The organism is Geodermatophilus sp. SYSU D00710 (genome assembly GCF_054050195.1).
The window spans coordinates 111,552-137,178 of record NZ_JBJGYX010000004.1 but is presented as its reverse complement, the minus strand read 5'-3'; the positions used below and the strand labels follow the sequence as shown (position 1 = coordinate 137,178).

Sequence of the window (25,627 nt, the reverse complement as noted above, 5' to 3'; positions counted from 1 at the left end):
GTCCGGCGTCCGGGGCCGGAGAGGACAACGCCGGCCGGCGGGCGGCTGTTCCGTCGCCCTCGCGCGGGTACCGGTACCCGCGGGTGCAGGTCGTCGCCCAGATCACGTCGCATGTACCATGCAACTAGTTGCTTGTAGCGCGCAACGTCTTGTAGGTTGCACGTACATCCCCTCCTCCCTGTCTGGAGTCCCCGTGTCCTCGTCCGCACCCTCCGCGACCGGGCGCACTGCCGTGTCGGCCACGCGGGCGGCCGAGGTCCGCCGGCTGTCGGAGCAGATGCCGCGCTTCGTGCGGCTGGTGCACGCGTTCAAGAGCCTCCCGGCCACCGCCGAGGGGCGGGAGCGCGCCGCGCTCGTGCTGCTGTTCCCCCTGACCCGCCTGGGCCCCCTCCGCCAGAGCACCCTGGCCGAGGTCGTGCACGCCGACCCCTCGACGGTCAGCCGGCACGTCGCCGCGCTCGTCGAGCACGGACTGGTCCAGCGGGTGGCCGACGAGACCGACGGCCGCGCCTCCCGGCTGGTCGTCACCGATGCCGGCCGGGCCGCCGTCGAGCGGCTCGCCGAGGAGCGCGCCGCCCACCTCGGCGCCGTCCTCACCGGCTGGTCCGACGCCGACCTCACCGCCCTCACCGGACTGTTCGGGCGCCTGCTCGACGACCTCACGGCAGCGCTGCCGTCCGATCCCCGCTCCCCCTCCGCGCCTCCCGTCCCGAGAGAGAACCCATGAGCCAGACCACCGCCCGCCCCGCCGGCGGGCGCAGCGGCAGCCGCGTCGCGGCCGCCGCGCCGGACTCCTCCGGCGCCTTCACCCACCGGCAGATCCTCACGATCGTGGCCGGCCTGATGGTGGCGATGTTCCTCGCCGCCCTCGACCAGACGGTGGTGTCGACCGCCATCCGGACCATCGCCGACGACCTGCAGGGCTACGACCTGCAGGCGTGGGCGACCACGGCGTTCCTCATCACCTCGACGATCGCCACGCCGCTGTACGGCAAGCTCTCCGACATCTACGGGCGGCGGCCGTTCTACCTGTTCGCCATCGCGGTGTTCGTGCTCGGCTCGGTGCTGTGCGGCCTGGCCGACACGATGTACCAACTGGCCGCGTTCCGGGCCGTGCAGGGCATCGGCGCCGGCGGCCTGATGTCGCTGGCCCTGGCGATCATCGGTGACATCGTGCCGCCGCGGGAGCGCTCGCGGTACCAGGGCTACTTCATGGCCGTCTTCGGCACCTCGAGCGTCCTGGGTCCGGTCATCGGCGGCTTCCTCGCCGGCCAGTCCTCGCTGCTCGGCCTCGACGGCTGGCGCTGGATCTTCTACGTCAACGTGCCGCTGGGCCTGCTCGCCTTCGCCGCCGTGTACCGGGTGCTGCACCTGCCGCACGAGCGCCGGGAGCACCGCATCGACTGGCCCGGCGCGCTCGCCCTCGTCACGTTCCTCGTGCCGCTGCTCATCGTGGCCGAGCAGGGCCGCCTGTGGGGCTGGACCTCGGGCCGGTCGCTGGCCTGCTACGCCATCGGCGCCGTCGGCTTCGGAGCCTTCCTGCTCGCCGAGCGGGCCTACGGCGACGAGGCGCTGCTGCCGCTGCGGCTGTTCGGCAACCGCAGCTTCACCGTCGTCGGGATCGGCAGCGTGGTGATGGGGGCGGGCATGTTCGGCGGGCTGCTGCTGCTCCCGCAGTACCTGCAGATCGTGCACGGCTCGAGCGCCACGGTCGCCGGCCTGCAGATGATCCCGCTGGTCGCGGGCATCATGACCGGCGCGATGGGCTCCGGCATCGCCATCTCGCGCACCGGCCGCTACAAGGTGTTCCCGCTGGTCGGCATCGTGTTCATGACCGTCGCGCTGGTGTCGATGTCGTTCGTCGTCGGCGCCGACACCTCGATCTGGACGCTGGTCCCGTTCATGGTGCTGCTGGGCCTGGGCCTGGGCTTCAACTTCCAGCCCGCGATCCTCGCCGTGCAGAACGCCGTCTCGCCGCGGGAGATGGGCGTGGCCACCTCCTCGGTCACGTTCTTCCGACAGATGGGCGGCACCATCGGCACCGCGGTCTTCCTGTCGGTGCTGTTCAGCCGGCTGCCCACCGACATCGGGGAGGCGGTGACCTCCGCGGCGGCGACCGACCCGCGGGTGGCCGAGGCGGTGCAGAGCGGCCGGCTGCCGGCCGGCGGCGACCTGTCGGACACCTCGTTCATCCAGTCGCTGCCGTCGTTCCTCGCCGCGCCGTTCAAGACCGGGTTCTCGAACTCGATCGACCTGGTGTTCCTCATCGCCGCGTGCGTGGTGGCCGTCGGGTTCTTCGTCTTCCTGTTCCTGCCCCAGCTGGCACTGAGCACCAAGTCCGGCATCGAGGCGCGCCAGGCGGCTGCCCAGACCGCCGGTGAGCCGACGGGCGAGGACGCCGGCGCGCAGGCGGTCCAGGCGGCGGGTGCGGCGGCGCCGACGTCGACCGCGCCCCCGGCCGGGCGTCCCGGTGACGCCGAGCCGGCCGGTCGCCACCGCTGACGAGGCGCACGACTGCGAGAGGCCCCTCCCCGCGACCTGCGGGGAGGGGCCTCTCGTCGTCCACGGGCGGCTCGCGCGTCGACCTGCGGGTGCGTGCACGTCCGGACGGCCTGTCGCCCCGTGTCGCGTGCACGCAGCCGATGATCGACACGGCCAGCGGATCGATCATCGCGTTGTTGCCGCCGACACGCGCGGGCACGTCGGCGCGAGCGGCGACAACTGCATGGTCGACGCGGCCGGCACACACGGCGCGACTCAGCCGTGGGGCAGGAAGACCGCGCGGACGCAGCCGTCCTGCTTCTCCTTGAACAGCCGGTAGCCGCGCGGCGCGTCCTCCAGCGGCATCACGTGCGTGGCCAGGTACTCGGTGACCAGGTCCCCGCGCTCCATCCACTCCAGCAGGCGCGGGATGTAGCGCGGCCCGTGCACTTGGGCGCCGCGGAGGGTGAGCCCCTTGTTCATCACCGCGCCGAGCGGGAACTTGTCCGCCATCGCGGCGAAGACACCCAGCAGGAACACGCTGCCGCCCTTGCGGCAGGCCAGGACCGCCTCGCGGACCGCCGCCGTCCGGTCGGTCTGCAGCCGCAACTGCTGCTTGACCTGGTCGTACACCCCCTGCGGGCCGGGGCTGTGCGCCTCCATGCCCACCGCCTCGATGCACACGTCGGGGCCGCGGCCGCCGGTGGCCTCGCGCAGCTCCGCGGCCACGTCGGTGGTCGTGTAGTCGATCGCCTCCGCGCCCGCGTGCGTGCGGGCCTGCTCGAGCCGCTCGGGCAGCCGGTCGACGACGAACACCCGCTCGGCGCCCACCAGCGCCGAGATGCGGGCGGCCATCTGCCCGACGGCGCCCGCCCCCCACACCGCCACGGTGTCGCCGGGCTGCACCCCACCGAGGTCGACGCCGGTGAACGCGGTGGAGGCGGCGTCGGAGGCGAACAGCGCGCGGTCGTCGGAGACGCCGTCGGGGACCACGAAGGTGCCGACGTCGGCGAAGGGCACCCGCACGTACTCCGCGTGGCTGCCGGCGTAGCCGCCCACGGCGTGCGAGTAGCCCAGGCAGCCGCCGACCGCCTGCCCCCACAGCCCCTCGGTGATGCCCGGGTTCGGGTTGCTGTTGTCGCACAGCGAGTAGAGCTCGTGGCGGCAGTACCAGCAGGCGCCGCAGGAGACGAACGAGGCGACGACGACCCGGTCGCCCACCCGGCGGTGGCGGACACCCGCGCCGGCCTCGACGACCTCGCCCATGAACTCGTGGCCGATGACGTCGCCGGCGCGCATGAACGGGATGTAGCCCGAGAGCAGGTGCAGGTCCGACCCGCACGTGGTGGTCCGGGTGACCCGCAGGACGACGTCGTGGTCGTTGAGGACCTGCGGCTCCGGGACGTCCTCCACCGACAGCTGGTTCACGCCGGTCCAGGTCAGGGCCCTCACAGCACGCCCTCCCGCCGCGACGCTGCCACCGCGCCGTCCAGCAGCCGGCCGCCGGGGGTCTCGGTGCGCTCGCCGTGCGGGCGCGGGTCCATCCTGAGCACCTCGCCCACCTCGACCAGCTGCTTGGCCTCGCGCAGCGCCTGCCGCAGCCGCCCGATCTCCTCGTCCGTGGCCGGCCCGCGGAAGCGGGCCGCCAGCTCGGTGCCCTTGTCGCCGGGCGCCGGGGTCACCCGGGTCTCGACCCGGTCCCCGAGGGCGGCCAGCGGGGGCGGCAGGTCGGCGAGCCGGTCCGGGTCGGCGAGCACCGTGACCGCGCGCCACCGCCGGGCGGCGGTGGCCGGGTCGTCTCTGGCCGATGCGGTGCCGACGCCGGGCAGCCGCACGTGCTGCAGCCGCCCGAGCAGCGCCGCGCCGGCCCCTCCCGCGAGACCGGTGGCCCGGCTGACGAGCTGGTCGAGGTCCATGGCGTGCTGCTACCCGGCCCGTCCCCCGGCCTATCGTGGGCCGGTCGGGCAGCGCGCCCGCGCTCCCGCCGCCGTCGCCCGTGGAGGCTCCCGTGTCCTCGCTGATCCTGTCCCGCCGCGACCTGGAGTTCCTCCTGCACGAGTGGCTGGAGGTCGAGACCCTCACCAAGCGGCCGCGGTTCGCCGAGCACTCGCGGGAGACCTTCGACGCGGTCATGGAGCTCGCCGAGCAGATCGCCACCGAGCACTTCGCGCCGCACAACCGGAAGGCCGACGAGAACGAGCCGCGGTTCGTCGACGGCCGGGTGGAGATGGTCCCCGAGGTCGCCAGGGCCCTCGCGGTGTTCGTCGAGTCCGGGATCATGGCCGGCACCTTCGACGAGGAGTACGGCGGCATGCAGCTGCCGCAGACCGTCGGGCAGGCGGCGTTCGCGTGGTTCAAGGCGGCCAACGTCGGGACGTCGAGCTACCCGTTCCTGACCATGGGCAACGCCCGGCTGCTGCTCGCGCACGGCTCGCAGGAGCAGAAGGACCGCTTCGTCCGGCCGATGCTCGAGGGCCGCTGGTTCGGCACGATGGCGCTGTCGGAGCCCCAGGCCGGCTCGTCGCTGGCCGACATCACCACCCGCGCCGAGCCGCAGGACGACGGCACCTTCCGGCTCTTCGGCAACAAGATGTGGATCTCGGCCGGCGACCACGAGCTGACCGAGAACATCGTCCACCTGGTGCTGGCCAAGATCCCCGGTGGCCCGCCCGGGGTGAAGGGCATCTCGCTGTTCGTCGTGCCCAAGTTCCTGGTCACCGACGACGGGTCGGTCGGCGAGCGCAACGACGTCGTCCTGGCCGGCCTGAACCACAAGATGGGCTACCGCGGGACGACGAACACGCTGCTCAACTTCGGGGAGGGCGTGCACACCCCGGGCGGGCGGGCCGGCGCCGTCGGGTACCTGGTCGGGGAGCCGCACAAGGGGCTCTCCTACATGTTCCACATGATGAACGAGGCGCGGATCGGCGTCGGGATGGGCGCGACCGTCCTCGGCTACACCGGCTACCTGCACGCGCTGGAGTACGCGCGCACCCGCACCCAGGGCCGCCCGGCCAGCAGCAAGGACCCGTCCTCGCCCATGGTCCGGCTGGTCGACCACCCCGACGTCCGCCGGATGCTGCTGGCCGCCAAGAGCTACGCCCAGGGCGGGCTGGCGCTGGGCCTGTACTGCGCGCGCCTGGTCGACGAGGAGCGGACCGCCGAGACCGGGGAGGAGCGCGCCCGCGCCCACCTGCTGCTCGACACGCTGACCCCGATCGCCAAGGCGTGGCCCTCGCAGTGGGGCCCCGTCGCCGACGACCTGGCCATCCAGGTGCACGGCGGCTACGGCTACACCCGCGACTACCCGGTCGAGCAGTTCTACCGGGACAACCGGCTCAACCCGATCCACGAGGGCACCAACGGGATCCAGGCCCTGGACCTGCTCGGCCGCAAGGTCACCCTGCAGGGCGGGGCCGGGCTGCGGCTGCTGGCCGAGACGATCACGGCGACGACGGCGCGGGCGGCGGGGACGCCGTTCGCCGATCTCGCCGCCGACGTCGACGCCGCCGTCGGCCGGCTGGTGACGGTCACCGGCACGCTCTGGGGCACCGGCGACCCGGCGCTGGCCCTGGCCAACGCCAGTGCCTACCTCGACGCCGCCGGTCACACCGTCGTCGGGTGGCTGTGGCTGGAGCAAGCACTGGCCACGCGGGACGCGACCAGCGACTTCCACGAGGGCAAGCGCGCCGCGGCGCGGTACTTCCAGCGCTGGGAGCTGCCGAAGGTGCACACCTGGCTGGACCTGCTGGAGTCGCTGGACCGGACGGTGCTCGACACCCCCGACGCCTGGCTCTAGCCCCCGGAACAGCTCCGGAACGTGATCGCGCCCCGCCGCTCCTCGAGGGAGCGGCGGGGCGCGGTCGCACGGAGGTCGGGCCGGGCGTCAGGCCGCCTGGGCCACCCCCACCGGCTCGACGGCGGCGCCGGTCACGGCGCTCTCCCGCCGGGTGGCGGCGGAGGCGGCCGCCCGCTGCTCGCGCTCGTAGCGTGCCGTCGTCGAGGTGCCCATCGCGATCACCAGCCCGGTGAGGACCAGGAACCCGACGAGGGCGACAGCCGGCCACAGAACCATCTCGAACGTCCCCTTGCTCGTCTCGTGTCGCACCACCGGACCGTGCCCGGCGGAATCGTCGTCCGCCTTCTGTGTTCCCGGCTCGAACGCCTCTCAACCGTCGTCACGTAGTGTTCACCTGACGGGCTGTGAGCACGGCCACATCCGGGCAGGCCGGCGGCCCGGTGCGGTGCAGGGGATGACCGCATGGTGTCATCGGGAGGTGTCCGCCGGCGCCGGGGCCCCGCCGTCCGGCACCGCCGTCTCCACCCGGCCGACGCGTCCGGCGCTCCTCGTCCTGACCCTGTCACTCGGGGTGACGACGCTGTCGCTGCTGCAGAGCCTGGTCGTGCCGGTCCTCGGCCCGATCGGCGAGCAGCTCGGCGTCTCCCCCGCCGCCGCGGGCTGGGTGCTCACCGCCAACCTGCTGGCCGCCGCGGTGCTCACCCCGGTCCTCGGCCGGCTCGGCGACGTGCACGGCGAGCGCCCGGTCGTCCTCGGCATCCTGGTCGCCGTCGCGGCCGGCACCCTGCTGGCGATCGTCACCCGGTCACTGCCCCTGCTGCTGGTCGCCCGCGTCCTGCAGGGCTCCTCCTACGGGCTCTTCCCGCTGTCGATCAGCCTGCTGCGCCGTGAGCTCCCGCCGGAGCGGCTGAGCGTGGCGATGTCGATCGTCAGCAGCACCCTGGGCGTCGGCGGTGTGGTCGGCCTCGTGGCGGCCGGGCTGCTCACCGGCGACGGCGGGGACTACCACCGCCCGTTCTGGGTGGGCCTCGGCGTCACCCTGGTGTCCCTCGCGCTCGCCGCCGTGGCGCTGCCCCGCCGCCCGGGGACGGCGACCGGCGGGGTCGACTGGGCGGGAGCCGTGCTGCTCGGCATCGGACTGGTGCTCCTGCTGCTGCCGGTCTCGCAGGGCAACGCCTGGGGGTGGACCTCCCCGGCCACGCTCGGCTGCGCGGCCGCCGCGCTCGTCGTGCTGACCGGGTGGGTGCTGTTCCAGCGCCGCCGGACCGCGCCGCTGGTGCGCCCGGCGCTGCTGACCGACCCGCGGATGCTGGTGCCCAACCTCGCCGGGCTGGCGACGGGCGTGGGCCTGTTCGTCTCCTTCCTCGCGGTCATGCAGTACGTGCAGACGCCGCCCGCGGCCGCCGGCTACGGGTTCGGGGCGCCGGTGCTCGAGGCCGCCGTCGTCTACCTGCTGCCCGGTGGCGTGCTGGGCATCGCCCTCGCCCCGGTGGCCGGCCGGGTGGTCGACCGGGTCGGTCCCCTGCTCACGCTGCTCGCCGGGTCGCTCGCCGGCGTGGCCGGCTTCCTCGTGCTCGCCGCCGCGCGGGCGGAGCCGGCCGCCGTCGTCGTCGCCGGGCTGCTGACCCAGGCGTGGGTGACGGTGGTCTACGCCGCGCTGCCGACGCTGGTCGTCTCGGCGGTGCGGCGCAGCGAGACCGGGGTGGCCAACGCCGTGAACTCGATCGCCCGCTCGGTGGGCCAGGCGGTCGGCAGCACGGTCACCGTCGCGCTGCTCGGCGCCGCGCTCGACCCCGCCACCGGCTTCCCGCGGGCGGGGGCGTTCACCGCGGTGTCGCTGCTGGGCGCGGGCTCGGCCCTGGTGGTGGCGCTGGTCAGCGTCGGCGGCATGGTGCAGGGACGGCGGCGCGGTCCCGCCGGCGCCGGCGGGGCGGCCGACGTCGAGCGGGCCACGGCCTGCGCCGGCGAGTGGTCGCCGGTCTCCGGGGTGCGCTGAACCGCTCCCCGACGGCGCCGGTGTGATCACCCGGTGCATGGAAGGGGGCCGTCCGGGGAACCGATCACCCTGATCCACCCGCTCCCTGCCCCGGAGGACCACGATGGCCCGCCCCCACGGCTCCCGCGCCGCGAGCACCGAGGCGTCGCAGCCGACGCGTTTCTCGGGCAACTCCGCCGGTGACCCCGCGCCGCACGACGACAAGGTCAACTCGACGCGGTTCGACAACGCCCCCCGCGGCACCGACACGAAGACGACCTTCTTCGCCACGATCAAGCGCACGGTGAAGGAGTTCAGCGAGGACAACCTCACCGACTGGGCGGCGTCGCTCACCTACTACGGCGTCCTCGCGCTGTTCCCGGCGCTCATCGCGCTGACCTCCATCGTGGGGCTGCTCACCACGCCGCAGCAGCTCACCGACGCGCTGACCACCGTCCTCCCGGGTCAGGCGGCCAGCACGCTGGAGCCGGTCATCCAGCAGGTCGCCGGCAGCCAGAGCGCCGCCGGCTTCGGCCTGGTCCTCGGTCTGGCCGGCGCGGTGTGGTCGGCCTCGGGCTACGTCGGCGCGTTCACCCGCGCGTCCAACGTCGTCTACGAGACGCCCGAGGGCCGCAAGTTCTGGAAGCTCAAGCCGCTGCAGCTGCTGGTCACCCTGATCGGCATCCTGTTCGCCGCCGTCATCGTGGCGATGCTGGTGCTCAGCGGCGGGGTCGTGGAGGCCATCGCCTCGGCCGTCGGGGTGGGCGAGACGGCCCTCACCGTGTGGAACGTCGTCAAGTGGCCGGTGATCCTGGTGATCCTGGCCCTGATGATCGCCGTCCTCTACTACTCGACGCCGAACGTCAAGCTGCGCGGGTTCCGGTTCGTCAGCCCCGGCGCCGCCGTGGCGATCCTCGTGGCCGTCGTGGCCTCGGCCGCGTTCGCCTTCTACGTGGCCAACTTCGGCAGCTACAACAAGACCTACGGCGCGCTGGCCGGTGTCGTCGTCTTCCTGATCTGGTTCTGGCTGATCAACCTCGCCCTGCTGTTCGGCATCGAGTTCGACGCCGAGAAGGAGCGGACCAAGGAGCTCAAGGACGGCATCCCGGGCGCGGAGAAGGAGATCCAGCTCGACGCCCGCGCCGAGCCCAAGCCCCGCAACACCAACTAGCGGGCCGCACGACACACGCACCGGAGGCCCCTTCCCCGGCCGGGGAGGGGGCCTCCGGTGCGTGCTCAGCGGGCGGTGGGCGGGCCGTCGCCGCGGCGGGCCGGCGGGGTCCGCTCGATCACCGCGGCCACCACGGCCAGCCCCCGGCTGACCGCCGCACCGGCCGGTGCCAGCGGGGCGGGCACCCGGCGGACGACGGCGTCGACGGTGTCGCGGGTCCGGTCGACCAGCGACAGCGGCAGGCCCGACAGCGCGTTGCCCGGGGGGCGCCGCGACACCGTCGGGTGGGGCCGGGTGGGCGAGACCCGGCGGACCAGCTCCCACCGGCGGCCGAGCCGGCGCAGCTCGGCGGGGTCCAGGCGCTCCTGCAGCCGCGGGAACAGCAGGTCCTCCTCGTCGCGGACGTCCTCGCGCAGGACCGTCACCAGGCGGGCGAGCCGCGTGGCCCGCTTCGGGTGGTCGGGTCCGCCCTCCTCGAGCGCGGCGACGAGCTCGTTGACCTCCTGGTGCTCGGTCTCGATCCGCCGGGTCAGCGCCTCGCCGTCGGGCAGCACCCGGCGCATCACCGGCCACAGCACGGTCTCCTCGGCGAAGGCGTGGCTGAACACCAGCCGGCCGATCCGGGTGAGCACCTCCCCCTGCGCCCGGCCGGTGCTGCCGTCGAGCTCGTGCAGCAGGCGGTCGAGCTCGACGTGGTCGGCGCGCTGGCGCACCAGCACGCTGCCGGGCCCCCCGAGCTCGTCGTCGGTCTGGTCGGCGGTGGAACGGGGCACGGGGCCCTCCTCGGGGCGCACGGGACGGAACGGTCCGGTCCTGCCCGACGGCGGCGCCGGCCACACCGGGTTGCCCGGCGGGGCGCGGGGTAGTGCGGGCGCGGGGACAGCGGGGTCCCGATCCGCGAGGAGGGCAGTGCCATGGCCGACCGGCCCACCGTCACGTCGGACTTCTACGACCTGGAGGCGCTGCTCGACGAGCAGGACCGCGCGACGCTGCACCGTGTCCGGGCGTTCATGGACGAGCAGGTCGAACCGGTCATCAACGAGTACTGGACGCGGGCGCAGTTCCCCCGCCAGCTGATCCCCGGCCTGGCCGAGCTGGGCATCGCCGGCGCCCAGTACTCCGGGTACGGCTGCCCGGGCCGCTCCTCGCTGTTCGACGGCATGGTGTCCATGGAGCTGGGCCGGGGCGACCCGTCGGTGGCCACCTTCATCGGCGTCCACGGCGGCCTGGCCATGGGCACGATGCACCTGTGCGCCTCCGACGAGCAGAAGGAGCGCTGGCTGCCGGCGATGGCCCGCATGGAGCTGATCGGCGCGTTCGGGCTCACCGAGCCCGACCACGGCTCCGACGTCGCCCGGGGCATCCAGACCACCGCCCGCCGGGACGGCGACGAGTGGGTCCTCGACGGGCAGAAGAAGTGGATCGGCAACGGCAGCTTCGCCGACCTCGTCATCATCTGGGCGCGGGACGTGGAGACCGACCGGGTGCTCGGGTTCGTCGTCGAGACGCCGACGCCCGGGTTCAGCGCCGTCGACCTCGAGGACAAGATCGCCCTGCGCGCGGTGCAGAACGCGCTGATCACCCTCGACGGCGTCCGGGTGCCGGAGGAGAACCGGCTGCAGAACGCCAACTCGTTCCGCGACACGGCCAACGTGCTGCGGGCGACCCGGGTCAGCGTGGCGTGGTCGGCGGTCGGCTGCTCGCGCGGCGCCTACGAGCACGCGCTGCGCTACGCGATGGAGCGGGACCAGTTCGGCCGCTCGATCACCTCCTTCCAGCTCGTGCAGGACCTGCTGTTCCGGATGCTCGGCAACATCACCGCCTCCGCCGCGCTGTGCGCCCGGGCCTCGCAGCTGCAGGACTGCGGCATGCTCCGCGACGAGCACGCCTCGATGGCCAAGGGCTGGTCGACGATGCGCATGCGCGAGACCGTCGGCTGGGCGCGGGAGCTGATGGGCGGCAACGGGATCCTGCTGGAGAACCACGTGGGCCGGTTCGTGGCCGACGCCGAGGCCATCTACTCCTACGAGGGCACCCGCGAGGTGAACAGCCTCATCGTCGGCCGGGCGATCACCGGCACCAGCGCGATCGCCTGAGGCCGGACGTCAGGGGGCGGCCAGCCACGCCAGCGTGCGGCCCCGCGACCAGCAGCGGCCCACGGCCTCGGCGCGCAGGGAGGACCGGTCGGCCACCGTCAGCCCGATCGTGCTGTGACCGGAGGCGCGGCGGTCCCCGAGGGTCGGGACCGCCGGCGCCACCCCGACCCCCTCCACCGACACCCAGGCCACCGGCCGGCCGGCCGCGGCGTCGTCGAGGCGCTGCAGGAACCGCAGCCGCCCCACGGGCGGGACCTGCGCGAGCGCCCACGCCGTGGTGACGACGGGCAGGGCGTGCGCGGGCACCCGGGCGACCGCGGCGGGCAGCAGCTCGACGGGGTCCCCCCGCAGCAGCAGCGGCGGCGCCGTCGCGGCCAGCGCGAGCTCCGCCTCCACCATCGCGGCCCGCGCCGGCTGCCCCGGCCACACGCAGGCGCGCAGCCACCGGGCGTCGTCCGCGTCGGTCGGGTCGAGCGGGTCGCGGCCGACGCCGACCCGGGCGACGACCTCGGGCACCGCCCGCTCGGGGACCGGCCGGTCCCCCACGACCGCCGCCGACAGCTGCACCGGTGACGCCGGGTCGCCGAGGAACCGCCCGTCCCCGTAGGTGGTGCCGACGCGGTCGACGAGCAGGTCGGACCAGGCCGAGCAGCCCACGCCGACGAGGCCGACCACGCCCCCGCCCACCCGGTGCGCCGCCTCGGCGACGGCCGGGTACAGCACGGCGCAGCGCCCGGTCCCGTCGGTCCGCGGCAGCCGGCGCGCGGCGAGCGCCACGACCGCGTCGGTCGTCCCGAGCACCGTGTCGACCGCCGCCCGCGCGGCGGCGTCGCCGTCCCCGGCGGTGTAGGCCGCCGCCAGCGCCGGGGCGCGGCCGGCGAGGGCGAGGTCGTGCAGCGCGGCGAGGACGACGGTGGGGTGCCGCCGGCGCGCCGGCAGTGCCCCGAGGGCGCGCAGCGCCTCGGGGGACCGGCTCAGGGCGACGGCGACGCGCTCGTACAGCGGTGAGGCCCCGGCGGCGTCGGCCTCCGCGAAGCGCCGGTACGCCTCGGCGAGCGGGCGGGCCGGGCCCGCGGCGCTCACCGGCCGTCCCACCAGCGCAGGGCCGCCTCCTCCGGGGTGACGCCGTCGACGGCGACGGCGCGGTTGAGCCCGACCAGGTCGAGCGTGGTCAGCTGGGCGCTGACCGCGTCCAGCGTCGCGCGCAGCCGCTCGTCGGCGACCGTGGTCCGCACGATGGGTACCACGTTCTCCGGCGGCTGCAGCGACCGGTCGTCCCGGAGCAGCAGCAGCGAGGCGTCGGTCAGCCGGGCGTCGGTCGTCTCCAGCATGCCGACGTCGATCTGCCCGGTGAGCAGGGCCTCGGCCGTGGCCGACCGCGAGGGCATGCTGCGGACCTCGGCGAACTCCACGCCGTAGACCTCGCGCAGCCCGGGCAGGCAGAACCGCCGTTCCCGGCACTCGGGCGGGCCGCCGAAGACCAGCCCGGGGGCCACCGCGGCGAGCTGGGACAGCGTCGTCATCCCGTGCCGCTCGGCGAGGTCGGTGAGGACGACGAACCCGTTCTGGTCCTCGGCCTCGGCGGCGGCGAGCGGGGTCAGCCCCCGCCGGTCGAGCATCTCCGCCAGCCCGTCGCGCAGCGGCTCCGGGTGGTCGTGCACCGACCCGGCACCGGCCTGGAGGAACTCCGCGGCGGTGCCCAGGTAGTCGACGACGAGGTCGACCACCCCCTGCTCCAGCGCCGGGAAGACGACCTCGCGGGTGCCGATGCCGTGCTGCACCGTCACGGCGAAGCCCGCCCGCCGCAGCGCCTCGGCGTAGACCTCGGCCAGGGTCTGGTTCTCGGGGAAGTCGTAGGAGGCGATCCGGATCCCCGGGTCCCGGGGTGGGCCGGCGTCCGCGGCCGTGTCGCCGCACGCGCTCAGCAGGGCCGCGACGACGACGGCGACCACGGCGAGGACGGACACGGGGAACGGGCGACGGCGCATCGCGGGCCCTCCCGGGCAGGAGGCGGCGCCCCGCGGCCTTCGGACGCGGGAGCAGCCACGCTAGTCGCGGACGGGACCAAGGTCGATGGTCCTGGGAGCGCATCGGGTGCAGCATCGGGCGACATGGCGGCCACGACGCGGTCCTCCGCGCCGCAGACACCGGTGCCGCGGGTGCCGGTGCCGGCGGGCGGGCAGCTCCGCCGCCCGGACCCGCCGCAGGTCCACCGGGTCCACCGGCGCCGCCGGCCCTCCGGTGAGGCCCCGCCGCTGCCGCGGCACCTCAACGCGTCGGGCAAGTGGTGGCTGGCGCTCAGCGGGCTGGTGCTCGTCACCTGGGTCGTCGTGGTCGTCACCGGCAGCGTGGCCGTGTTCGACCTCGTCGACACGCGCATCCTGCAGGCCGTCGCGACCATCCGCTCCCCCGGGCTGACCCGGGTCGCCGAGGTGGCCGGCGTCCTCGCCACCGGCCGGGCCGTCCACCTGCTGTGGCTGGCCAACCTCGTCGTCCTGGTCGTCTTCCGGCGCTGGCGGCACCTGTTCGTCTGGGTCGGCGTCGGCCTCCTGGTGGTCAACACCGCGACCACCATGGCGGCCGTGCTGCAGCGGCACCGGCCCTACGAGGTGGAGGTGCTCGGGTACTGGTCGGGCTTCTCGATGCCCTCGGTGCCGATGACGGTGCTGGCGACCTTCCTGGTCAGCAGCCTGTACTCGCTGGTGCCCGCCGGCCGCCGCCGCGACGTCGGCAAGTGGGTGGTGTGCGGCCTGCTGCTGGTCACGGCCGCCTCGCGGCTCTACCTGGCCCAGGACCACCCCACCGACGTCCTCGCCGGCGTCGTCCTCGGGGTCGCCGCCCCGCTGGCCGCCTTCCGGCTGCTGACGCCCAACGAGGTCTACCCCGTCGTCTACCGGCGCGGCAGCCCGGCCCACCTCGACGTCACCGGGGCGCGTGGCGAGGCGATCGTCCGGGCGCTGCAGGACCAACTGGGCCTGGTCGCGACGTCCGTCAAGCCGTTCGGCCTGGCCGGCTCGGGGGGCTCCACGCCACTGCGGATCACGGTCAAGGGGACCGACGACGCGGAGGACGAGGAGGAGGACAGCTGCGTCTTCGGCAAGCTCTACGCGGTCACGCACCTGCGGTCCGACCGCTGGTTCAAGCTCGGCCGCACGCTGCTCTACGGCCGGCTCGAGGACGAGAAGCCCTACCACAGCGTGCGCCGGCTGGTGCAGTACGAGGACTACGTGCTGCACCTGCTCTCCGACGCCGGGCTGCCGGTGCCGCACCCGCTGGGCATCGTGGAGATCACCCCGGAACGCGAGTACCTGCTGGTCGCCGAGTTCCTCGTGGGCGCGCGCGAGATCGGCGACCCCGACGTCCCCGTCGACGACGACGTGATCGACCAGGGGCTGGCCGTCGTCCGCCGGCTGTGGGAGATCGGCATGGCCCACCGCGACATCAAGCCGGCCAACGTGCTGGTGCGCGACGGCACCCTGTTCCTCATCGACTCGGCGTTCGCCGAGGTGCGGCCCAGCCCCTGGCGGCAGGCGGTCGACCTGGCCAACATGATGCTGGTCCTCGCGCTGCGCACCGACGCCGAGCGGGTCCTCGCCCGGGCGCGCGTGCAGTTCTCCGACGAGGAGATCGCCGAGGCCTTCGCCGCCACCCGCGGCCTGACCATGCCCTCCCAGCTGCGCCGGATGCTGCGGGCGCAGGGCCGCGACCTGCACGCGGACTTCCTGCGGCTGCTGCCCTACCGGCTGCCGCCGGTGCAGATCCAGCGGTGGTCCTTCCGCAGGGTCGGGCTGACCCTGGTCACCGTCCTGGCCGTGGTCCTGGCCGTCTTCGTCGGCGTCGACCTGCTCAGGGCGCCGCTGTGAGCGCGGCCGGGCGCTCGGCCGTCGCGCTGCTCGCCGCGCCCCTGCTCGCCGCCGGCTGCAGCACGGGGGCGCCGAGCGTCAGCGTCGACATGCCCGCCTGTGTCAGCGGGGACGACGCGCGGGCGGCCAACGCCGTCGTGCTCATGGCCCAGGCGGTGCCGACGGCGAGCTGGGTGCCGTGCGTGGAGAGCGTGCCGGTCGGGTGGACCTACGCCGGCGTGGACGTCGACGCCGGCTCGGCCCGGTTCTGGCTCAACTCCGACCGGGACGGCATGCGCGCCATCGAGGTGCGGCTGACCGACGAGTGCGACACCCGGGGCGCCACCGAGATCCCCAGCGAGCGCGACGGCCTGCGGCGCTTCGAGCGGGTGACGCAGGTGACCCCCCAGTACCTCGGCCGCCGCCACTACGTCTTCCCGGGGGGCTGCGTGACCATCGTCTTCACGTTGTCCGGCGACAACCGCGGGGAGCCGCTGGCCCTCGCCACGCAGAGCCTGGGCGTGGTGAGCCGGGAGGAGCTGGCCGCACAGGTGCACGAGGCGAGCGGCGGCCGGCTGCACCTCGACCCTCCCGAGGCCGACGAGGACGCCGCCGCCGACGACGGGAGGGACCCGCCGTGACCGCCGTCGCCCCCCAGGCCCCGCCCGCCCGGCCGCGGCGGCGGATCCCGCTCTGGCGCCGGGTGCTGACGCCGCTGCTGTCCCTGGCGCTGGTCGGCGCCGTCTTCTTCTGGTTCCTGCCGCAGTTCACCAGCCTGTCCGACGTCTGGGCGGCGGTGCGGGCGATGTCCTGGGCGGAGCTGGCCGCGCTGGCGGTGGCCGCCGCGTGGAACCTGCTCACCTACCAGTTCGTCATGGTCATCACCATGCCGGGGCTGCGGCTGCGGGAGGCGACGGTCTCGTCGCTGACCACCACCGCGGTGTCCAACACCGTGGTCGCCGGGTCGGCGCTCTCGCTCGGGCTGACCTACGCGATGAACTCCTCGTGGGGGTTCTCCCGCTCGCGGACGTCGGTGTCGCTGCTGGTGTCGGGGCTGTGGAACAACTTCGCCAAGCTGGGCCTGCCGGTGGTGGCCCTCGCGCTGCTGGTCACGACCTCGCCGGCCGGACCCGGGCAGGTGGCCGGCGGGCTCGCCGGCGTCGCGGGACTGGTCGGCGCCGTCGTCGTGCTCGGCCTGCTGCTGCACAGCCGGGAGGGCGCCGCCCGGATGGGCCGGGGCCTGGGACGGGTGGCCTCGGCCGTGATCCGGCCGTTCGGCCGGCCGCCGGTGGAGGGCTGGGACCGGGCGACGACGAGGTTCCGCGACCGCACCGTGCTGCTGCTGCGCGCCCGCTGGCACTGGCTGACGCTGGCCACCCTGGTCAGCCACCTCTCGCTGTTCCTGGTCCTGCTGATCGCACTGCGCGCGGTGGGCGTGTCCGCGGCCGAGGTCAGCGCCGTGGAGGCGCTGGCGATCTTCGCCGGGGCCCGCCTGCTCACCGCCGTCCCGTTCACCCCGGGCGGCCTGGGGGTCATCGAGCTGGCGCTGATCACCGGCCTGTCCGCGGCCGGCGGCGACCGGGCGCTCGTGGCCGCGGCGGTCCTGGTGTTCCGCGCGCTCACCTACGTGCTGCCGATCCCCCTGGGCGTGGGGACCTACGTGTTCTGGCGGACCAACCGCTCGTGGCGGCGGGAGCCCAACTCCGCACCGCGCACGGAACTGGTGCCGGAGAGCGCCTGACGGGGCCGGCCGGCCTGCCGCCGTCCTCCTGCCGGAGCCGGGGACCTGTGCTTGAGTGAGCCGGGTCACCAGGTCCCCCGCACCCCGTCAGGAGTCCGCGATGACCACCACCGCACAGCGTCCGGCCGCCGGGGCCGCCGACCGCCCGCGCCCGGCCGCGGCCGCCGACGGCAGCGCGGAGGAGCAGGCGGGCGATGCCGTCATGGGCCTGGACATGGTCCTGGTCGACGCCGCCCGCGGGCCGCTGCGGCGCATGGTCCCGCCGGCCCGCACGCTCGCCGCGCTCGGGTCGGCCCTGGTCCGCCACCCCGACGCGGTGGCCCGCCGCGGCGGGGAGCTGGCCCGCGAGGTCGGCCGGATCGCGGTCGGCCGCTCGGAGATCGCGCCCAACCCCAAGGACCGCCGCTTCGCCGACCCCGCATGGACCGGCAACCCCCTGTTCAAGCGGACGATGCAGGCGCACATCGCCGCGGCCCGCGCCGCGGCCGGCCTGGTCGACGACGTCGACCTCGACTGGCGCGACGACGAGCGCATCCGCTTCACCCTGACCAACGTCGTCGACGCGCTCGCGCCCAGCAACGTCCCGTTCCTCAACCCGCTGGCGCTCAAGGCGGTCATCGACACCGGCGGCCGCAACGCCGTCTCCGGGCTGCGCCGGCTGGTCTCGGACATCGTGTCCCCGCCGCGGGTGCCCTCGATGGTCGAGCCCGACGCGTTCACCGTCGGCGAGGACCTCGCCGTCACCCCGGGCGCCGTCGTCCTGCGGACCGACGTGTTCGAGCTGATCCAGTACCGGCCGACGACCGAGCGGGTGTACCGCACGCCGCTCGTCATCGTGCCGCCGACGATCAACAAGTACTACGTCACCGACCTCGCGCCGGGCCGCAGCATCGTCGAGCACTACGTGGGCGCCGGCCACCAGGTCTTCATGATGAGCTGGCGCAACCCCGACGCCCGGCACGCCGAGTGGGGCCTGGACACCTACGGGCAGGCCGTCCTGGACGCCGCCGACGCCGCCGAGCGGATCACCGGCAGCGAGCGCGTCGCGTTCCAGGGCTTCTGCTCCGGCGGCATCATCCTGGCGATGGTGCTGGCCCACCTGGCCGCCACCGGCCGGCTCGACCGGGTGGCCGCCGCCAGCTTCGCCGTCACCGTCCTCGACTGGTCGCGCGCCGGCACGATCGGCGCGCTCATGGACGAGCAGGCGGTGCAGGAGGCCACCGAGAAGTCGCGGCGGAAGGGCTACCTCGACGGCGCGATGCTGGCCGAGGTCTTCGCCTGGCTGCGGCCCAACGACCTGGTGTGGAACTACTGGGTCAACAACTACCTGCAGGGCCAGCCCCCGCCCGCCTTCGACATCCTCTACTGGAACGCCGACACCACCCGGATGACCGCCGCGCTGCACCGCGACTTCATCGAGGTGGCACTGGGCAACCAGCTCACCGAGCCCGGGAGGTCGAGCATGCTCGGCACCCCGGTCGACCTCTCCACCGTCGACGTCGACACCTACGTCACCGCCGGCATCGCCGACCACCTCTGCCCGTGGCAGTCCTGCTACCGCACCACCCAGCTGCTCGGCGGGCGCAGCCGGTTCGTCCTGTCCACCGCCGGCCACATCGCCTCGCTGGTCAACCCGCCCACCAACCCCAAGGCGTCCTTCCAGGTGGCGCCGGAGACGCCGGCCGACCCGGAGCAGTGGCTGGCTTCGGCCCGCAAGGAGAAGGGCTCGTGGTGGCCGGACTTCACCGGGTGGCTGGCCGAGCGCGCCGGGGAGGAGGTACCGGCGCCGGAGTCGCTGGGCGGGCCGGACCTGCCGGTCCTCGGTGACGCGCCGGGGACGTATGTCTTCGACAAGTGAGTCGCGGCCGCGGCCGGACCGGGGGGAGACGGTCCGGACGCTGGTCGTCGGGGGCCGCACGCTGCGCGTGGCCGAGCGCCGCGGCGACGGTTCCCGTCCCCCGCTGCTGCTGATGAACGGCATCGGCGCCAGCCTCGAGGTGCTGCAGCCCTTCGTCGACGCGCTCGACGCGCGCCGCACCGTCGTCCGCTTCGACGTCCCCGGCGTGGGCGGGTCGCCGCCACCGGTGGTCCCCTACGTGCTGGCCACGCTGACGCCGGTGGTGGCCGGGCTGCTGCGCCGGCTCGGTCACGACGGCGAGGTCGACGTGCTCGGGCTGTCGTGGGGCGGGGGCCTGGCGCAGCACTTCGCCGTCCAGCACCGCCGCCGGTGCCGCCGGCTGGTGCTCGCCGCCACCGGCACCGGGTCGCTGATGGTGCCCGCCTCCCCGCGGGTGCTCTCCCACATGCTCACGCCCCGGCGGCACCGCGACCCCGGCTACGCCGAGCGCATCGCGGGCGAGCTCTACGGCGGAACCGTGCGCACCGACCCGGCGCGGGCGGCGCGGGCGCTGCACGCGCACAGCCGGCTCGGCCCGCGGCGCGGCTACTACTTCCAGCTGGCCGCGAGCGCGGGGTGGAGCAGCCTGCCGTTCCTGTCGCTGATCCGGCAGCCGACGCTGGTGCTCTGCGGGGACGACGACCCGATCATCCCGACGGTCAACGCCCGCATCCTGGCCCGCGGCATCCCGCGCGCGCGGCTGCACCTCTACGAGGGCGGGCACCTGGCGCTGGTCACCGAGGCCCGCGAGCTGGCGCCGGTGGTCGACGCGTTCCTCGACGGGGACGGCTGACCGGTCGTCCCGGGGACAGCCGGAGCGGGTGCGCTGACGCCGGGTTCGACCGCCGGGAACCCGGCCCCGGCGCACACCATCGCGCCGTGCGCCGCGTAACGACCGGACATAAGCCGCACCGGACGCCCCCGTCCACGAACCCGCGCCGGATGCCGTCGAGCAGCTGGATGACCGACAGCCCGGCGGCGGCGACCACGGCCGGGTCGCCGGCGTAGCGCAGCAGGGCCAGGGCGGCCTCGTCGACGTCGCCGGGTGCGAGCTGCCGCGCGCCGTCGACCTCGCCGAGGAAGGTCTCGCGGGTCAGCCAGCCGGTCGCGCACGCCGCCGCGGACACCGCGGCCGGGCCGTCGAGGGTCAGCCCGCGCTGGTCCCGCACCGCCAGCGCGTAGGGCAGGGCCAGCAGCGCCGGCACCGCGAAGTCGCCGACGTCGTCGTGGGCCGGTGCGAGCAGGCCGGCGGAGTCGTAGCGGACCGAGCCGTCCGCGGGGCAGTACAGCAGGTCGGCGTCCTCGTCCCGGCCGGCGCAGGTCCCGCCGTCGGCGGCCCGGACGTCGGGCTCGGCCAGGCGCCCGCCGAGCGCGTCGGTGCCCGGGAAGCCGGTGCCCGTCGCCTGCTCCCAGAACGCGTCGAGGACGTCGTCGCTCGCCGCCACGACCTCGCCGTGGGTCCGGTCCCCGGCGTCGCGGGCCGGGTCGGACTCCTGCTGGGTGTAGAGCCGTGACTCGTCGAAGGCGGTGCAGACCCGCGCCCCGTCGGCAAAGCCCTCCTGGTAGGCGGAGAGCTGGTCGAACAGCGAACCGTGCGCGTCCTCGGCGTCGGGCGGTGAGCCCGGGGGGTCACCGAAGTAGACGTAGCTCAGCAGGTAGGGGTCGAGCTCGTCCGGACGGACGGCGACGTGCGCGGCGTTGCCGTCGACCACCCAGCGCGTCCACGCCCCGGCGAAGCACTCGGCCTGGGTCTCGGCGACGATCGAGGGGGCGTCCAGGCCGGCCTGCGCCTGGACGGCGTGCGCGATCTCGTGCGCCATGGTCTCGGCGACCATGAACGGGCCGTAGTCGCGGGCGAGGTCGGCCAGCCACGCCCGGTCGTAGACCACCGCGTCGTCGTCGCCGCAGTAGTAGGCGTTCTCCGCGAGGTCGGCGAGGTCGTCGGAGAAGCAGTCGCCGTCGGGCAGGTCGGCGGGGTCGGTCTCGTCCGGGTCGATCGACCAGACGCCGCCGTCGACCCCGTCGAAGTCGGCGCCGTACAGCTGCGGGGAGGTCTGCTCCCACCAGGTGAGCACGTCGGCGACGGCGTTGCGGGCGATCCGGTCGGTCTCGTCGCCGGACTCGGCCAGGTGCACCGGGACGTCGGCGTCGGTGGCGTCGGTGCGCGGCCCGCCGCCGGGCCCGGTCGCCGTGCCGGCCACGACGGTGGTGCAGCCGGACAGGGCCAGCCCCGCGGCGAGCAGCAGCCCGGCGGCGGGGCGGGCAACGCGCACGGCAGGCCACCTCCGGTCGGGGGACGGCGCGGGCAGCGTCCGGGCTGGGCGGCAGGAGGCTGCCCCGCCCGGTGGCACCGGGTCAACCGGGTCGTCCCCGCCCCCGCCGCGGACCCCGCTACGCCGCCGAGGGGTACGACCGGATCGCCGTGACCAGGGAGCAGCCGGCGTCGCCGAACTCCTCGACGACGAAGCCGAACTGCACGAGCAGCGTGGCCAGCGTCTGGTTCATCGTCCGCTGCACGGCGGTGTCGAGCGCGGCACCGCGCACCTGGTGGACCGCCATCCGGTCGTGCTGCCGCCAGCTGACCAGGATGCCGCCGCGCAGCGGCTCGGGGGTCAGACACACCCCGCCCGGCGGCACGTCGTCGCGGTCGGCGCCGGAGCAGTCGTGCAGCGGCAGGCCCGCCTCGACCAGCGCCGCGGTGACCTCGACGACCAGCGTGGTCAGCGCGTCCTCGTCGGTGAGCAGGTCGTCCCAGTCGTCGGCGAGCCGGTCGAGCTGCTCCCCGAGCTCGGTCAGCCACGCCCGGTCCTGCGGCGAGGGGCGCCGGGCGACGGTGCCGTCGTCGCGCAGGGTGCCGTGGACGGCGCGGGCGTCGCCGTCGAGGCCGCAGGACACGGCCGCCCACTCGGCCTCGACCCGGTCGGCGTAGGGGCCGGCCAGCGCCGCCGGGGCCGAGGGGTCGCCCTCGCCGTCGGTCAGCCACCACGCCGTCGGCGCCCCGGCGTCGGCGAGCCGGCGGCCGGCGGGGTGCGCGGTGGGGGCGGGCGCCGGGTGCGGGGCCAGGCCGACGGCGCCGCGGACCTGCGGCGCGCCGCCGGGAGCACCGTCCGCGGGAACGGGGACCGGGCCGGGCACCGGGACGTCGACCCGGACGGCGGCCGCCTCGCCGCCGGGACCGGCGTCGGCCGGGGCCGGCGCCGGCTGCTGGGCGCGGACGCGGTTGCGCTCGAACTCGTACTGGGCGGTCGAGGCCCGGCCCAGCGCGACGACCAGCCCGGCCATCGCGACGAACCCCAGGACGGCGACCACCGGCCAGAGGAGGACCGGGTCGTTCACCACGCGCACCAGGAACGCTGGGGGCCGGAGCCCCAGGCGGCGGCCCGGCGGACCCAGGCCCGGACGGTGGCGACGACGTCGACCGGCCGGCGCGCGCGGGCGAGCCGGCCGGGGAGGTCGTCGCACGGATCGGTGGCGGGCTCGAGGCCGAGCAGGGCGACGAGGTCGGCGATGCCCAGCCCGTCGCCGGCTGCGAGCGGGGCGGGCAGCGACGGTGCCGGTGGTGCGGGCGCGCTCACGGTGGGGTTCCTCCCGGACTGACGTCCCGGCTGGGGAAGTGCCGGTGACGTCGGAAGCATCGGGCCTGCGGGCCGGCGACGGGGCCCGCCGGCGCCACCCGCGGCCACGGCGTCACGCGATCGTTGTGTCCGCCCTGCTCAGGGGCCGGTCACCGGCCGTTGCGGCCGCCGTCATGTCGACTCGCCGTCGGTTCCCCCGCGTGGCGCGGTGGGCGGGCCGTGCGGTCGTCCCCGGACGGGCGGCGCGGCCGCGGCGTGTCGCCCGGTCAGCCGGAGGACGTCGTCCGGTACGGCGCGCCGCTGCGGTCGTACGTCGTCCACTCCCCGGTCTGCCGGCCGTGGTCGGAGGAGCCCGAGCGCAGCCGGGTCCCGTCGAGCCGGAACCACTCCCGGTACCCGTGGGGCTGCCCGTCGACGACGGGGCCGCGGGCCCGCGGCGACCCGTCCCGGTGCCGCTCCTCGTGCACGCCGTCGGTGGACTCGGCCCGGGGCACCTGCACCTCCGTCGTCGGGGACCGCCGGAGGGGCAGCCTGCCACGCGGCACCGACGGACCCCGGGAACGCCACAGGGACGCCGTCGCGGTCGACGGCGTCCCTGGGGACGTGCGTGCGGTCGGCCTCCCGCGAGAGGAGGCGCTCCGGTCAGTCGGCGTAGCGGACCACGTGACCTCCGGCGTCGCCGCCGAGCGGGGTGACCTCGAGGCCGCGCAGCCAGAGGACGTCGGCCAGCGCGCGGTTCATGACGGCCTGGACGGAGATGTCGGCGACCAGACCGTGCACCTGCTCGACGCTCATCCGGTCGTGCTGCCGCCACCCCACGACGACGCCGTCGAGGCCGGGCTCGGCGGCCAGGCACGCCCCGCCGAGCGCGCTGCCGGCGCCGGTGGCGTCCCACAGCGGGAGGCCGGCCTCGGTCAGCGCCGCCGCGACCTCCACGACCAGGGTGGCCAGCCGGTCCTCCTCGCCGAGGGCGGCGTCCCAGTCCTCCGGCAGCCGCTCGAGCTGGTCGCCGAGATGGGCCAGCCAGGCCAGCTCCTGCGGCGAGGGCCGCCGGTGCAGGCCGCCGTCGGGCCGGCGCAGCCCGTACACCGGGCGCAGGCTGCTGCCCTCGTCCACCGCGTGCCCGGCCGCCGCCCAGGCCGCGCCCGAGCGGTCGGGGAAGGGCCCGTCCACCAGCCGGCCGGAGCCGAACTCGTCCTCGCTCACCAACCACCAGCCCAGACGCGCCTCGCCGTCGAGCCGGACCTCACTGCTGCGCAGAACCACCGTGTCCACCGTTCGTCCCGTCCATGGGGGCCGTCGAGGGGAAGTGCGACGGCGACCGCGACCACCGGGGAAGGGCGGTGCGGGTGGTGGAAACGTAGGGCGCCCGGGGCCCGCGGCGCGGCCGCGGAGGACCCGCGGGACACGGCGTTCCCGGATCGTTGCGAACCCGCTGGTCCGGGCCGGTGACCGGCCTCTCCAACCGCCCACATGTCGACCGTGTCACGCTGCGTGAGGCGTGGGGATGTGCCGAAACCGCGCGGTGACGCCGGTTCGGCTCAAGTCCCCGGCGCGTCCCCGGAGACCGGCCGGGTGGACGGCGGGTGGGCGCGCTGCGCAGGATGGCGGTGCCCGGCCGTACCGAGCGGTACCGGCCTGTGGGCACGCGGGAGGCGGCGGGATGACGGCGGGGTCGACGGCGGGGTCCACGGCGCGCGGCACGGTGCGCTGGGCCGCGACGCACGGGGTGATGCGGCTGGCGATCCGGGCCCGCGCCCGCGCCGGCAACCCCGACGCCGAGGTGCTCTGCGACCCCGCCGTCCGGGAGGACCCGTACGCGCACTACGAGCGGCTGCGCCGTCCCGCGCCGCTGGTCGGCGGCGCGTTCTCCAAGGTCAGCGTCCACCACGCCGTGTGCACCGAGGTGCTGCGCAGCCCCGACTTCGGGCAGATCGGCGGGTCGCGCACCGAGGGCCTGCCGCCGGCGCTGCGGGCCGCGCTGCGGCTGGCCGGCCCCCGGCCGAGCGTGGGGCCGATCGACGCGCCGTCGATGCTGGCCGTCGACCCGCCCGAGCACACCCGGTACCGCCGGCTGGTCAGCCGCGCCTTCAGCGCCCGCGCCGTCGCCCGGCTGCGTGAGCGCACGCGCACGATCGCCGACGAGCTGCTCGACGACCTCGAGCACGGGCCCGCCGCGCCCGGCGGGCAGGTCGACCTGGTCGCCCGCTACGCGAGCCTGCTCCCGGTCACCGTCATCTCCGAGGTGCTCGGGGTGCCGGTGGGCATGCGCGAGCAGTTCCTCGCCTGGGCCGACGGGGCCACCCCGAGCCTCGACATGGGCGTGTCCTGGCGCACCCACCGCGAGGTGGAGCGCAACCTCGCCGAGCTCGACGCCTGGTTCCGCGGGCACCTGCGGCGGCTGCGCCGCGACCCCGGCGAGGACCTGCTGTCGGCCCTCGTCACCGCGGCCGACGACGACGGCAGCGCGCTCACCGAGCGGGAGCTGCTGGCCACCGCCGCACTGGTGTTCGGCGCCGGCTTCGAGACGACGGTCAACCTGATCAGCAACGGCGCCGCGCTGCTGTTCGCCCACCCCGACCAGCGCCGCCTGCTCGCCGCGGACCCCGCGCTCTGGCCCAACGCCGTCGACGAGGTGCTGCGGGTCGAGTCACCGGTGCAGCGGACCGGGCGGCGGGCGCTGCGCGACACCACGGTCGCCGGCGTCCCGGTCCGCGCGGGCGACCTGGTGATCCTGGTGCTGGCCGCGGCGAACCGCGACCCGCTGGTCTTCGCCGACCCGCACGTCTTCGACGTCACCCGTGCCAACGCCCGCGACCACGTCGCCTTCTCCAGCGGCATCCACTTCTGCCTCGGCGCCGCGCTGGCGCGGATGGAGGGGGAGGTCGCGCTGCAGGCGCTGTTCGAGCGGTTTCCCGACCTCGCACCGGCGGGGCCGTCCCGCCGCCGCGGCACGATCGTCCTGCGCGGCCACGAGGCCCTGCCGGTGGTCCTGGGCCGCGCCGCGCCGGCACCGGCGCCCGGTCGCCCGCACGTCCCGGCCTGACCGC

23 protein-coding genes are annotated in these 25,627 nt (G+C 75.3%); 12 read left to right on the top strand and 11 right to left on the bottom strand.

What is annotated here, in order from left to right:
* The first annotated feature begins 232 nt into the window (after positions 1 to 232).
* Positions 233 to 727 (top strand): MarR family winged helix-turn-helix transcriptional regulator, encoded by a 495-nt coding sequence (locus ACI78U_RS03265; protein ID WP_456873852.1) that lies wholly within the window; start codon positions 233 to 235, stop codon positions 725 to 727.
* Entirely contained in the window at positions 724 to 2,502 is a 1,779-nt protein-coding gene (locus ACI78U_RS03260) for an MDR family MFS transporter (RefSeq protein WP_456873851.1), read from the top strand. Before ACI78U_RS03265 ends, ACI78U_RS03260 begins: the two co-directional genes overlap by 4 nt.
* A gap of 255 nt (positions 2,503 to 2,757) precedes the next feature.
* Here the strand turns inward: ACI78U_RS03260 and ACI78U_RS03255 are convergent, their stop codons facing one another.
* Complete coding sequence (locus ACI78U_RS03255; protein ID WP_456873850.1) at positions 2,758 to 3,933, bottom strand: zinc-dependent alcohol dehydrogenase; 1,176 nt, start codon at positions 3,931 to 3,933, stop codon at positions 2,758 to 2,760.
* Complete coding sequence (locus tag ACI78U_RS03250) at positions 3,930 to 4,397, bottom strand: hypothetical protein (RefSeq protein WP_456873849.1); 468 nt, start codon at positions 4,395 to 4,397, stop codon at positions 3,930 to 3,932. The genes ACI78U_RS03255 and ACI78U_RS03250 overlap by 4 nt, the downstream gene beginning before the upstream one ends.
* Positions 4,398 to 4,489: 92 nt before the next feature.
* Here ACI78U_RS03250 and ACI78U_RS03245 point away from each other — a divergent pair, with 92 nt between their 5' ends.
* Positions 4,490 to 6,280: an acyl-CoA dehydrogenase gene (locus tag ACI78U_RS03245; RefSeq protein WP_456873848.1), complete on the top strand. Its 1,791-nt coding sequence runs from the start codon at positions 4,490 to 4,492 to the stop codon at positions 6,278 to 6,280.
* 87 nt (positions 6,281 to 6,367) lie between these two features.
* Here ACI78U_RS03245 and ACI78U_RS03240 read toward each other — a convergent pair whose 3' ends face one another.
* Entirely contained in the window at positions 6,368 to 6,589 is a 222-nt protein-coding gene (locus tag ACI78U_RS03240; RefSeq protein ID WP_456873847.1) for a hypothetical protein, read from the bottom strand.
* A gap of 169 nt (positions 6,590 to 6,758) precedes the next feature.
* On the opposite strand from ACI78U_RS03240, the gene ACI78U_RS03235 reads away from it, so the two are divergent.
* Positions 6,759 to 8,276, top strand: a complete 1,518-nt coding sequence (locus tag ACI78U_RS03235; RefSeq protein ID WP_456873846.1) for an MFS transporter — start codon at positions 6,759 to 6,761, stop codon at positions 8,274 to 8,276.
* A 103-nt stretch (positions 8,277 to 8,379) separates the two neighbouring features.
* On the top strand, positions 8,380 to 9,426 hold the full coding sequence (locus ACI78U_RS03230) for a YihY/virulence factor BrkB family protein (protein ID WP_456873845.1): 1,047 nt from the start codon (positions 8,380 to 8,382) through the stop codon (positions 9,424 to 9,426).
* Between the two features lie 65 nt (positions 9,427 to 9,491).
* Here the strand turns inward: ACI78U_RS03230 and ACI78U_RS03225 are convergent, their stop codons facing one another.
* Entirely contained in the window at positions 9,492 to 10,199 is a 708-nt protein-coding gene (locus ACI78U_RS03225) for a hemerythrin domain-containing protein (RefSeq protein WP_456873844.1), read from the bottom strand.
* 141 nt (positions 10,200 to 10,340) lie between these two features.
* Here ACI78U_RS03225 and ACI78U_RS03220 point away from each other — a divergent pair, with 141 nt between their 5' ends.
* Complete coding sequence (locus tag ACI78U_RS03220; protein ID WP_456873843.1) at positions 10,341 to 11,522, top strand: acyl-CoA dehydrogenase family protein; 1,182 nt, start codon at positions 10,341 to 10,343, stop codon at positions 11,520 to 11,522.
* Positions 11,523 to 11,531: 9 nt separating this feature from the next.
* Here ACI78U_RS03220 and ACI78U_RS03215 read toward each other — a convergent pair whose 3' ends face one another.
* Both ACI78U_RS03215 and ACI78U_RS03210 read right to left on the bottom strand, forming a co-directional pair.
* Positions 11,532 to 12,605, bottom strand: a complete 1,074-nt coding sequence (locus tag ACI78U_RS03215; protein WP_456873842.1) for a DUF2332 domain-containing protein — start codon at positions 12,603 to 12,605, stop codon at positions 11,532 to 11,534.
* Positions 12,602 to 13,510, bottom strand: a complete 909-nt coding sequence (locus ACI78U_RS03210; protein ID WP_456873841.1) for an ABC transporter substrate-binding protein — start codon at positions 13,508 to 13,510, stop codon at positions 12,602 to 12,604. The genes ACI78U_RS03215 and ACI78U_RS03210 overlap by 4 nt, the downstream gene beginning before the upstream one ends.
* A 123-nt stretch (positions 13,511 to 13,633) precedes the next feature.
* On the opposite strand from ACI78U_RS03210, the gene ACI78U_RS03205 reads away from it, so the two are divergent.
* The 5 genes from ACI78U_RS03205 to phaZ all read left to right on the top strand — a co-directional run bounded on the left by ACI78U_RS03205 (position 13,634) and on the right by phaZ (position 19,795).
* Complete coding sequence (locus ACI78U_RS03205) at positions 13,634 to 15,385, top strand: phosphatase PAP2 family protein (RefSeq protein ID WP_456873840.1); 1,752 nt, start codon at positions 13,634 to 13,636, stop codon at positions 15,383 to 15,385.
* On the top strand, positions 15,382 to 16,005 hold the full coding sequence (locus ACI78U_RS03200) for a hypothetical protein (protein ID WP_456873839.1): 624 nt from the start codon (positions 15,382 to 15,384) through the stop codon (positions 16,003 to 16,005). The genes ACI78U_RS03205 and ACI78U_RS03200 overlap by 4 nt, the downstream gene beginning before the upstream one ends.
* Positions 16,002 to 17,105, top strand: a complete 1,104-nt coding sequence (locus tag ACI78U_RS03195; RefSeq protein ID WP_456873838.1) for a lysylphosphatidylglycerol synthase transmembrane domain-containing protein — start codon at positions 16,002 to 16,004, stop codon at positions 17,103 to 17,105. The genes ACI78U_RS03200 and ACI78U_RS03195 overlap by 4 nt, the downstream gene beginning before the upstream one ends.
* A 100-nt stretch (positions 17,106 to 17,205) precedes the next feature.
* On the top strand, positions 17,206 to 18,963 hold the full coding sequence (locus ACI78U_RS03190) for a PHA/PHB synthase family protein (protein WP_456873837.1): 1,758 nt from the start codon (positions 17,206 to 17,208) through the stop codon (positions 18,961 to 18,963).
* Positions 18,947 to 19,795 carry a poly(3-hydroxyalkanoate) depolymerase gene (phaZ, locus tag ACI78U_RS03185; protein ID WP_456873836.1) on the top strand — a complete coding sequence of 283 codons (849 nt, stop codon included), beginning with the start codon at positions 18,947 to 18,949 and terminating at the stop codon, positions 19,793 to 19,795. Before ACI78U_RS03190 ends, phaZ begins: the two co-directional genes overlap by 17 nt.
* On the opposite strand, the gene ACI78U_RS03180 is transcribed toward phaZ, so the two are convergent.
* The 5 genes from ACI78U_RS03180 to ACI78U_RS03160 all read right to left on the bottom strand — a co-directional run bounded on the left by ACI78U_RS03180 (position 19,737) and on the right by ACI78U_RS03160 (position 23,852).
* The gene (locus ACI78U_RS03180) at positions 19,737 to 21,275 is read right to left on the bottom strand and encodes a hypothetical protein (RefSeq protein ID WP_456873835.1); all 1,539 of its coding nucleotides are present in this window, start codon (positions 21,273 to 21,275) and stop codon (positions 19,737 to 19,739) included. The genes phaZ and ACI78U_RS03180 overlap by 59 nt on opposite strands.
* Before the next feature lie 118 nt (positions 21,276 to 21,393).
* On the bottom strand, positions 21,394 to 22,338 hold the full coding sequence (locus ACI78U_RS03175; protein WP_456873834.1) for a hypothetical protein: 945 nt from the start codon (positions 22,336 to 22,338) through the stop codon (positions 21,394 to 21,396).
* Complete coding sequence (locus tag ACI78U_RS03170) at positions 22,335 to 22,577, bottom strand: hypothetical protein (RefSeq protein WP_456873833.1); 243 nt, start codon at positions 22,575 to 22,577, stop codon at positions 22,335 to 22,337. Before ACI78U_RS03170 ends, ACI78U_RS03175 begins: the two co-directional genes overlap by 4 nt.
* Before the next feature lie 266 nt (positions 22,578 to 22,843).
* Positions 22,844 to 23,071 carry a toxin-antitoxin system YwqK family antitoxin gene (locus tag ACI78U_RS03165; RefSeq protein ID WP_456873832.1) on the bottom strand — a complete coding sequence of 76 codons (228 nt, stop codon included), beginning with the start codon at positions 23,069 to 23,071 and terminating at the stop codon, positions 22,844 to 22,846.
* Positions 23,072 to 23,219: 148 nt separating this feature from the next.
* Positions 23,220 to 23,852, bottom strand: a complete 633-nt coding sequence (locus ACI78U_RS03160; RefSeq protein ID WP_456873831.1) for a hypothetical protein — start codon at positions 23,850 to 23,852, stop codon at positions 23,220 to 23,222.
* A gap of 388 nt (positions 23,853 to 24,240) precedes the next feature.
* Between ACI78U_RS03160 and ACI78U_RS03155 the strand changes: the two genes are divergently transcribed.
* A complete protein-coding gene (locus tag ACI78U_RS03155) occupies positions 24,241 to 25,623 on the top strand; it encodes a cytochrome P450 (protein ID WP_456873830.1) in 1,383 nt (460 codons plus the stop codon).
* Positions 25,624 to 25,627 lie beyond the last annotated feature (4 nt).